13 protein-coding genes are annotated in these 8325 nt (G+C 69.2%); 9 read left to right on the top strand and 4 right to left on the bottom strand.

What is annotated here, in order from left to right; genetic code table 11:
- Nucleotides 1-943 (bottom strand): alpha/beta fold hydrolase (locus QZ433_RS14385; RefSeq protein WP_295784759.1); only part of this gene is annotated, 943 nt, incomplete at its 3' end.
- 79 nt (nt 944-1022) lie between these two features.
- Here QZ433_RS14385 and QZ433_RS14390 point away from each other — a divergent pair.
- Nucleotides 1023-1262: a DUF3072 domain-containing protein gene (locus QZ433_RS14390; protein WP_108317268.1), complete on the top strand. Its 240-nt coding sequence runs from the start codon at nt 1023-1025 to the stop codon at nt 1260-1262.
- 60 nt (nt 1263-1322) lie between these two features.
- Here QZ433_RS14390 and QZ433_RS14395 read toward each other — a convergent pair whose 3' ends face one another.
- On the bottom strand, nt 1323-1811 hold the full coding sequence (locus QZ433_RS14395; RefSeq protein ID WP_295784761.1) for a MarR family transcriptional regulator: 489 nt from the start codon (nt 1809-1811) through the stop codon (nt 1323-1325).
- Between the two features lie 137 nt (nt 1812-1948).
- On the opposite strand from QZ433_RS14395, the gene QZ433_RS14400 reads away from it, so the two are divergent.
- Nucleotides 1949-2476, top strand: coding sequence for a MarR family transcriptional regulator (locus QZ433_RS14400; RefSeq protein WP_295784762.1), 528 nt, complete (start codon nt 1949-1951; stop codon nt 2474-2476).
- 91 nt (nt 2477-2567) lie between these two features.
- Nucleotides 2568-2822: a hypothetical protein gene (locus QZ433_RS14405; protein ID WP_295784766.1), complete on the top strand. Its 255-nt coding sequence runs from the start codon at nt 2568-2570 to the stop codon at nt 2820-2822.
- Between the two features lies 1 nt (nt 2823).
- Here QZ433_RS14405 and QZ433_RS14410 read toward each other — a convergent pair whose 3' ends face one another.
- On the bottom strand, nt 2824-3135 hold the full coding sequence (locus tag QZ433_RS14410; protein ID WP_295784768.1) for a hypothetical protein: 312 nt from the start codon (nt 3133-3135) through the stop codon (nt 2824-2826).
- 111 nt (nt 3136-3246) lie between these two features.
- On the opposite strand from QZ433_RS14410, the gene QZ433_RS14415 reads away from it, so the two are divergent.
- Entirely contained in the window at nt 3247-3564 is a 318-nt protein-coding gene (locus tag QZ433_RS14415) for a hypothetical protein (protein ID WP_055959437.1), read from the top strand.
- Between the two features lie 3 nt (nt 3565-3567).
- Here QZ433_RS14415 and QZ433_RS14420 read toward each other — a convergent pair whose 3' ends face one another.
- The gene (locus tag QZ433_RS14420; RefSeq protein ID WP_295784772.1) at nt 3568-3912 is read right to left on the bottom strand and encodes a hypothetical protein; all 345 of its coding nucleotides are present in this window, start codon (nt 3910-3912) and stop codon (nt 3568-3570) included.
- A gap of 113 nt (nt 3913-4025) precedes the next feature.
- On the opposite strand from QZ433_RS14420, the gene QZ433_RS14425 reads away from it, so the two are divergent.
- The 5 genes from QZ433_RS14425 to glgX form a co-directional block, all read left to right on the top strand.
- A complete protein-coding gene (locus QZ433_RS14425; RefSeq protein WP_295784774.1) occupies nt 4026-4184 on the top strand; it encodes a hypothetical protein in 159 nt (52 codons plus the stop codon).
- A gap of 22 nt (nt 4185-4206) precedes the next feature.
- The gene (locus tag QZ433_RS14430) at nt 4207-4884 is read left to right on the top strand and encodes a GTP pyrophosphokinase family protein (protein WP_295784776.1); all 678 of its coding nucleotides are present in this window, start codon (nt 4207-4209) and stop codon (nt 4882-4884) included.
- Nucleotides 4885-4906: 22 nt separating this feature from the next.
- Nucleotides 4907-5758, top strand: a complete 852-nt coding sequence (locus QZ433_RS14435; protein WP_295784777.1) for a transposase — start codon at nt 4907-4909, stop codon at nt 5756-5758.
- Nucleotides 5755-6240, top strand: a complete 486-nt coding sequence (locus tag QZ433_RS14440) for a glutaminase (RefSeq protein WP_295784780.1) — start codon at nt 5755-5757, stop codon at nt 6238-6240. The genes QZ433_RS14435 and QZ433_RS14440 overlap by 4 nt, the downstream gene beginning before the upstream one ends.
- A 116-nt stretch (nt 6241-6356) precedes the next feature.
- On the top strand, nt 6357-8325 hold a 1969-nt coding region (glgX, locus tag QZ433_RS14445), incomplete at its 3' end, for a glycogen debranching protein GlgX (RefSeq protein WP_295784783.1).

Consider the following 8325-nt stretch of genomic DNA (forward strand, 5'->3'; position numbering starts at 1 on the left):
GCCACAGTACCCGCGCGTGCCGGACCTTCGCCCTCTCGACGCCGTCCTCGTTCTTCACGGCGGCACTGATCCACTCGGCGACGCGGCTGGCCAGCGCGCCGAGCACCATGCTCAGGTCGGCGTGCGCGGCCGGCGGCACCGCGGCCTCGGCCGCCGGCATCCGTCCCTTCGCCGGGAGGTCGTCGTCGAGGTGGCGCAGCACGAGCCGCGCGACGCCCACCGCGTGACTGTTCACGACGCAGTGCGCGGCGCCCTCGATCTCCCACCGCCGCGCCTCGCGGGCCCGCGACACCAGACGTGAGTGCAGGCGGCGGGGCGAGGGGCGGTCGAACTCGCCGCGCAGAAGGAGCAGACGCGCATGCCCGAGCCCCACCCGGTCCGAGATGCGGTAGCGCAGCATGTGCGGCAGGGATTCGAGGAAGTACAGCACTCCGCACAGCAGATACGCCGAGAAGGCCAGCATCGCGATGTGGATCGATTCGCGGGCCGTGGACTGCACGAATCGCACCGCTTGGACGAGAGCATTCGCCTCGTCCTCATCGACCACCGGGCTGACGAGGACGGCGTGCGACAACCCGGGACGCCGCGCGAGCACCTCGGTGACGACCTGCGTTCCCATCGAGTGCCCGAGCAGGACCGGGTCGTCGAGACCGTAGTGGTCGATCACCCCCTCGACCTGGTCCGCGAAGAACGATGCGGTGGGCTGTCGTCCGGATGCCGGGACCCCGCCGAAACCGGGCAGGTCGAGTGCGAGGACCTCGCCGCGCGCGGCGAGCAACGGCGCGAGGAACTCGAAGTACGTCGCGGCTACGCCGATGCCGGCGATGAGGACGAACGTCCGTGGCGATTTCACCCCCGTCGACGTGCGCGTCACCCGCGTGCGCACCCCGTCCCGGTCGTAGGTGTCGACCTGGACGTCGATCGGAGAGGACTCGTCGGGCATCGATCCAGGATGCCGCACCCGGCTGTGCGCGCTGTCAATCCCGGGGTGGGGCGGCTCGTCGCGCGCCTAGCCTTCGAGCATGAGCGATACCTCCCGTGAAGAAGAGACCCTGGGTGCGACCCGCGAGAGCGACAACCCCGCCGAGAAGGACCCGTCGGACTGGGTGACCGGCGACGAGCCGATGACGGCGCCCCAGCGCAGCTACCTCGACACCCTCGCGCGTCAGGCCGGGGAGGAGATCCCCGCCGATCTCACCAAGGCCGAGGCCTCGGAGCAGATCGAGCGCCTGCAATCCGAGACCGGACGCTCGACCGAGTAGAGCACGGCACAAACCCCCGCGGTCCTCGATCGCGGGGGTTCGTGCTTCGTCGGCGTGGCGTCAGCTGGCGCGAGACTGCTGATCGTCGACCGCGATCTCGTCGATGTCCTCGCGTTCTCCTCGCGCGATGTCGTCGAGGAAGTCCGCCACGATGCGCCGCTCGGCCGGGCCGAGACGGGCGGCGGCGGCGACCGCCGAGGCTCGACGGACCGAGAGGATCCGGCGGGCGGGGGAGTCGATGTCGATCTTCGCGCGGACCACGATCGAGCGGCGGTCACCGGGGTACGGCTCGCGCTCGACCCACCCGGCCTCGGCGAGGCGGTCGATGAGAGCGGTGGTCGCGGCCGACGAGATGCTCAGCATCGATGCGAGCATCCGGGGCGTGACGGGCTCGTCGTCCGGGTCGCGCTGCAAGAGGAATCGCAGCACCTTGGCGTCGTTGGGTCCGATCCCGAGCGAGCTGAGGGCGGCGCGCTCGGAGGCGATCCCCGAATCGGTGAGGTCGTTGAGGGCTCTCACCACGTCGTCCGCTGTCGCTGAATGTCGCATGTCGCCTCCCCGGTTTCCTCGGTGCGCTAGTGTCTTCGGTGCCGATCAAGTAGGTAACCGTTCTACTTACCATCGTACCTGTCCGCCATGCGCATCGGCAGGGGGCTGGACGCGCGGTCCTGACATAGGATGCCCTGGTGGAAAACGGTTCGGATTCGTCGCGCTACTGGTATGGCGCGAGTGACGAAGACCGCCGCCGCCGCGCCGTCGACGTGCTGCAGGCGTTCCGCGTCTATCGGGCGGCAGAGGTGGCCATGCGCCGTCGGACGCGCGAATCCATGTCGATGGGCGAGAACGAGCTGCTCGTGCTGCGGTACCTGCTCAAGGCCGCCGGTCAGCAGCGCCAGGTGTCGCCGAGCGAGCTCACCCGCTACCTGGGCGTGTCCACGGCCTCGACGACGGCCATCGTCGACCGTCTCGAGAAGTCGGGGCACGTCACGCGTGTGCCGCACCCCTCCGACCGCCGCAGCATCTTCATCGTCGCGACCGCCGCGAGCGACGAGGAGGTGCGCGCCACACTCGGATCCATGCACGCCCGCATGATGGCGGCGGTGGTTGACATGACGCCCGAAGAGAGCTCGGCCGTCATCGCGTGCCTCGGGCGCCTGCAGGATGCCGTCGACCAGGTCGACCCGCACCCCGCAGACGCCGCCGGCGCGCACTGAGTCCACGGGTACAACGCCGACCGAGAAGGTAGGCGGCCTTCTTTCCCCCCGATCATTAGGCGCCCGTGGGCGTCCGTGAAAGCATGAGGCTATGGACGACAGCATTGTGCGCGACACGTCGTCCACCCGCGCCGTCGACACCACGCACGTCATCGACGGGATCGAGGTCGCGTCGTTCCACGACGTCGTGTCGCGCTTGTGCGCCGCCTATCCCCTCGAGGACCCGGTCCATGTCGAGGCGATCGTGCTGCGCGAGTGGGAGGCGTTCTCGGCGGGCCGGCCGCTCGTGGTCCCCACCGCCGTCGAAGAGGGCGCGCGCGAGATCCTCGACCAGTCGACGGTCTGATTCAGGCGCCGGGGGCGTCCGGTTCCGGCACGAGCAACAGGCCACCCGACGAGTTGGCCGAGTTCGCCAGGGCCTCGATCCAGGCGCGGCTGAGCAGCGCCGGCTCCGGCTCGTCGAAGACGAAGCGCAACGGGATCGACGGGTGCAACCACACCGTGCTGCGCCCCACCTCCTGACCCGGGCCGTGCGTCCACGAGAGCGTGAAGCTCTCGCCGCGGCGCAGCTTGGTGGCGATGACGACTTTCACGTGCGCGAGCGCGCGATCCTCGATCTCGATCGGAGTCGCGACGTCGCCGTAGTAGAGCGTTCCCACACCGGCACGTTAGTCGCGCCCGGACGACCGTCCCGCGGGGTTGCTTCGCATCCGCCGACGTGGCATCCCGGAAAGCGGATGAACGTGCGTTCCTCGGATAGGCTCGCTCGTATGGGCCGATTCATCTACGACACCGTCGCCAACGCCGTCGACATCGACGACCGCACGCTCGCGCACCTGCGCATCGTCGTGATGAACAAGCTCCGCCGGTCGGAATCGTTCATGTTCGACGTCGAGGTCGGCGACGGCAGTGGACGCCGCAGCTTCTGGATGCACCCGTCGGTGCCGATCCAGTTCCACTTCTACGGCAGCCGTCAGCCGCGCATCAACCGCGTCTGGGTCGAAGACCTGATGCTCGCCGCGTCGGGACCCAACGGTCTGGCGATCACGCCCGAGCCGAGCGAGGACGCCCACGTCGAAGAGGGCTGATCCTCAGCTCTTCTCGCTGCGCTCCGCCGGCCCGCTCTGCGTGGAGGGGGCGACATCCTCGGGGACGAGCATGATGCCGCCCGACGAGTTCGCGCTGTCGGCCAGGCGTTCGATCCACTCCCGACTCAGCGTGGTGGGTTCCGTCTCGTCGAAGACGAAGCGCAGAGGGATCGCGGGGTGCAGCCACAGCGTGCTGCGTCCACGCTCCTCGTCGTCGCGGTGCCGCCACGACAGGGTGAAGCTCTCGCCGCGGCGGAGCTTCGTCGAGATCACGACTTTGAGGTGGGCCAGAGCGCGGTCCTCGATGTGGACGGTGGTACCGCTTCCCCCGTAATGAATGGTCCCCATGCGGCCACGATACGCCAGAGCGGGGGGCGCCCATCGCCCGGAACGGTTGTCAAGACGGGGGCGGTCCGTGCGCCGTGCATGTCAGAGTTGTCGCAGCACGGAAGGAGGGCACCGTGACTCAACCCCCGACCCCGCGGCATCCCGAACCGACGGGCGATCCCGACGATCTGCCGGACGTCTTCCACGGACTCGTCGGCATCGACGTGGTCGACGGCGAGCTCGTCCCACGCGCGGCCGAACCGCCGCGGGACGCACGTTCAGCGACCTCGTAGTCCGACTCGCTAGCGTCGGAGCATGGCCGACCCGCTGGACGATCAGCAGATCACCGTCTCGGGAGCAGCTCTGCGGGCGATGCGCGACGAGTTCCAGCGTTTCCTCATGGAGTACCGCTTCGGGCTCGCCGAGGTCGAGACGAAGATCTCGATCCTGCGCGAGGAGTTCCAGGAGATGCACGCGTACAACCCGATCGAGCACGTCTCGAGCCGCGTGAAATCGCCCGACAGCCTCGTCGACAAGGTGCGTCGCAAGGGCATCGACACCGACTTCGACTCGATCCGCGCCGCGATCACCGACATCGCCGGCATCCGTGTCACGTGCTCCTTCGTCGACGACGCCTATCGCCTGTCGAACCTCCTCACCCGCCAGGACGACATCACCGTCCGCGACGTGAAGGACTACATCGCCCAGCCGAAGGCCAACGGGTACAAGAGCCTGCACGTGATCGTCGAGGTACCCGTCTACCTGTCGACGGGACGCGTGGACGTGCCCGTCGAGGTGCAGTTCCGCACCATCGCGATGGACTTCTGGGCGAGCCTGGAGCACAAGATCTACTACAAGTACGACCGCCTCGTCCCCGACGAGCTGCTCGCCGAGCTCAAGGACGCCGCCGACACGGCCGCCGAGCTCGACAGCCGGATGGAGCGTCTGCACCGCGAGATCCGGGGCCCGCAGCCCGGGGTGGTCCCGCTCTGAGCCGGGACGCCAGAATGGGACGATGAGCGACCACGACGACCGCCTCGACGAGGTCGCCGCCGAACTGCTCACCCTGCCCCCTTCGCGTTTCACCGCGACGCGCGCCGAGCGCGCGACCGTGGGCGGCGAACTGGGCCGACGGATCGCCGGGCTGCGCAAGCCCACGGTCGCCGCGTGGGCGGTCAACCTGCTCGTGCGCGACGGGCAGCTGGGCGAGGCGGTGGAGCTCTCGCACGCTCTGCACGAGGCTCAGGATGACCTGGATGCCGCCGAGCTGTCGCGACTGGGGCGCCAGCGCCGACAACTGGTCTCGGCCCTCGCCCGTCGCGCCGCGGAGCTCGCCGCTGCCGCCGGCACCCCGTTGAGCGCGTCCGTCGTCGACGCGGTGGAGAAGACCGTGAACGCCGCGGTCGTCGACGAACGGGCTGCGGCGGTCATCCTGACCGGGCGCCTGACGGCGGCCGTCGATCTCGCTTCCCGTGACGACGACTCGTCGTGGAGTGATGCGGTGGCGGGCTCGGTGCCCGAGGTCGTGTCCGTCCCGACTGCGGCCCGGGATGATCTCGCCGCACGCCGCGCCCGCAAGGCCGCCGAACGGGCGCTTCGCGACGCGGAGCGGGCCCGCGCCGACGCCGAACGCGAGCTGACGGCGAGCGATCGGCGGCTCGCCGCGGCGCGCGAACACGCCGACCGTGCGACTGAGCGCGTCGAGAGCCTGCGGGCGGAGCTGTCCCGGGTCGAACACGATCAGGCGGACGCCGACGACGTCGTGAGAGCACGTGAGGCGGAACGCGCCGATGCGGCCGAGGCGCTGCGCGCAGCCGAGCGCGCTCGCGAGCGGGCCGCCGCCGCGAGAGACGAGGGGGACCGGTGAACGAGCGTGTGACAGACCTGCTGCGGGAGGCCAGGGAGCGCCTGGTGGACGCGCCGCGCGAGCGCATCGGCGACCTGCAGGAGGGGCGGCGGCTGCTCGGCATCCCCCGCCCCTCCCGCATCGCGCCGCGGGGCTCGGCCTGGCACCTGGGCGTGCTGCTGCTGACCGACGGAGACGTCCTCGCGACCGGCGACATCGTGCGCGCGCGGGCCGAGGTGCGCCGTGGTTTCGCCGCCGAATCGCAACGCCGGCGCGCGGAGCTCGCGGCCGCCGCGGCGCGCGGGGGCGTCCCCGAGGGCGAGACGGTGCATATCGGCTGGCGGGTCCTCGACCTCGACGCCCTGGACGCCCGATCGGCCCCGCTGGCCGTGCGCGACGGCGAGGTGCTCGTGCGCTGGAGCACCGCCGGCGGCTATATGCCGCTCGCGCGCTATCTCGACGAGCGGATCGAGCTGCTGCGGCACCCGCCCGAGCGCGCCTGACCCGTGTGTCGCGATGAGGGATCGACCCGGTACAAAGACCCGCGCGCATAGTCGGGGGGTCGCCGGGTGTCAACAGCCGAGACCACGACCTTCGTGGGAAACGACGCTGGTCTATCGTGAGCGACGTGCAGCAGGTATGGCCAGGATCCAGTTATCCCCTCGGGGCCACTTACGACGGAAACGGGACGAACTTCGCCCTGTTCAGTGAAGGAGCGCAGAAGGTCGAGCTCTGCCTCTTCGACGAGGACGGAACGGAGACGTGCGTCGAGCTGATCGACGTCGACGCGTACGTCTGGCACGCCTACCTCCCCAACATCCAGCCGGGGCAGCGCTACGGCTACCGCGTGCACGGGGAGTACGACCCCGCGAACGGCAAGCGCTTCAACCCCGCGAAGCTGCTCCTCGACCCGTACGCCAAGGCCGTCGAGGGCCAGATCGACTGGGGACAGCCCGTCTTCAGCTACGAGTTCGGCGACCCCGACTCGTTCAACGACGAGGACTCCGCCCCGCACATGATGAAGGGCGTGGTCATCAACCCGTTCTTCGACTGGTCGGGCGACCGTCAGCCCAAGATCCCCTACGCCGAGAGCTTCATCTACGAGGCCCACGTGCGCGGTCTGACGCAGCTGCACCCCGACGTCCCCGAGGAACTGCGCGGCACCTACGCCGGCATCGCCCACCCCGCGGTCATCGAGCACCTCAAGAAGCTCGGTATCACCGCGATCGAGCTCATGCCGGTGCACCAGTTCGTCAACGACTCCACCCTCGAGGAGAAGGGGCTGTCGAACTACTGGGGCTACAACACCATCGCGTTCCTCGCCCCGCAGAACACCTACTCCTCGACCGGCGACCACGGTCAGCAGGTGCAGGAGTTCAAGGCCATGGTCAAGGCCCTGCACGCCGCCGGCATCGAGGTCATCCTCGACGTGGTCTACAACCACACCGCCGAGGGCAACCACATGGGCCCGACCCTCTCGATGCGCGGCATCGACAATGAGGCGTACTACCGCCTCGAAGACGACGACAAGCGCTACTACACCGACTACACCGGCACCGGCAACAGCATGAACGTGGGCAACCCCCACACGCTGCAGCTGATCATGGACTCCCTGCGCTACTGGGTGCTGGAGATGCACGTCGACGGATTCCGCTTCGACCTGGCCTCCACCCTCGCCCGCGAGTTCTACGAGGTCGACCGCCTCGCGGCCTTCTTCGAACTCGTGCAGCAGGACCCGATCGTCTCGCAGGTCAAGCTCATCGCCGAGCCGTGGGACGTCGGCCCCGGCGGCTACCAGGTCGGCAACTTCCCGCCCCAGTGGACGGAGTGGAACGGCAAGTACCGCGACACCGTCCGCGACTTCTGGCGCGGCGAGCCGCAGGCCCTCGGCGAGTTCGCCTCGCGTCTGACCGGCTCGGCCGACCTGTACGAGCACTCCGGCCGCTTCCCCGTGGCATCCATCAACTTCGTCACCGCCCACGACGGCTTCACGCTGCGCGACCTCGTGTCGTACAACGAGAAGCACAACGACGCCAACGGCGAGGACAACAACGACGGCGAATCGCACAACCGCTCCAGCAACATGGGCGTCGAAGGGCCCACCGACGACCCCGAGGTGCTGAAGCGCCGTGCGCAGCAGCAGCGCAACTTCATCGCGACGCTGCTGCTCAGCCAGGGCGTGCCGATGCTGCTGCACGGCGACGAACTCGGCCGCACGCAGGGGGGCAACAACAACGGCTACGCCCAGGACAACGAGATCACCTGGGTGGACTGGTCGAACATCGACACCCCCCTGATCGAGTTCACCGCGGCCCTCGCGCGCCTGCGCAAGCAGCACCCCACCTTCCGCCGCAGCCGGTTCTTCGACGGCCGCCCCGTGAAGATGGAAGAGGGAGCGCCGATCCCCGACGTGGTGTGGCTTCGACCCGACGGCTCGCTCATGCAGCCCGAGGACTGGGACAACGGCTTCGGCCTGGCGGTGGGGGTCTTCCTCAACGGCCAGGGCATCCGCGAGCGCGATCGTCGTGGCGAGTCGATCAGCGACGACCACTTCCTCGTGCTGTTCAACGCCGGTGACGACACGGTCG

This window comes from uncultured Microbacterium sp. (assembly GCF_913776565.1).
In the GTDB taxonomy this organism is placed as follows: Bacteria; Actinomycetota; Actinomycetes; order Actinomycetales; family Microbacteriaceae; genus Microbacterium.

Coding starts and splice junctions, on each gene's coding strand:
- QZ433_RS14390 (WP_108317268.1), top strand. CDS start 1,023: ATGAGCGATACCTCCCGTGAAGAAGAGACCCTGGGTGCGACCCGCGAG.
- QZ433_RS14395 (WP_295784761.1), bottom strand. CDS start 1,811: ATGCGACATTCAGCGACAGCGGACGACGTGGTGAGAGCCCTCAACGAC.
- QZ433_RS14405 (WP_295784766.1), top strand. CDS start 2,568: ATGGACGACAGCATTGTGCGCGACACGTCGTCCACCCGCGCCGTCGAC.
- QZ433_RS14415 (WP_055959437.1), top strand. CDS start 3,247: ATGGGCCGATTCATCTACGACACCGTCGCCAACGCCGTCGACATCGAC.
- QZ433_RS14420 (WP_295784772.1), bottom strand. CDS start 3,912: ATGGGGACCATTCATTACGGGGGAAGCGGTACCACCGTCCACATCGAG.
- QZ433_RS14430 (WP_295784776.1), top strand. CDS start 4,207: ATGGCCGACCCGCTGGACGATCAGCAGATCACCGTCTCGGGAGCAGCT.
- QZ433_RS14435 (WP_295784777.1), top strand. CDS start 4,907: ATGAGCGACCACGACGACCGCCTCGACGAGGTCGCCGCCGAACTGCTC.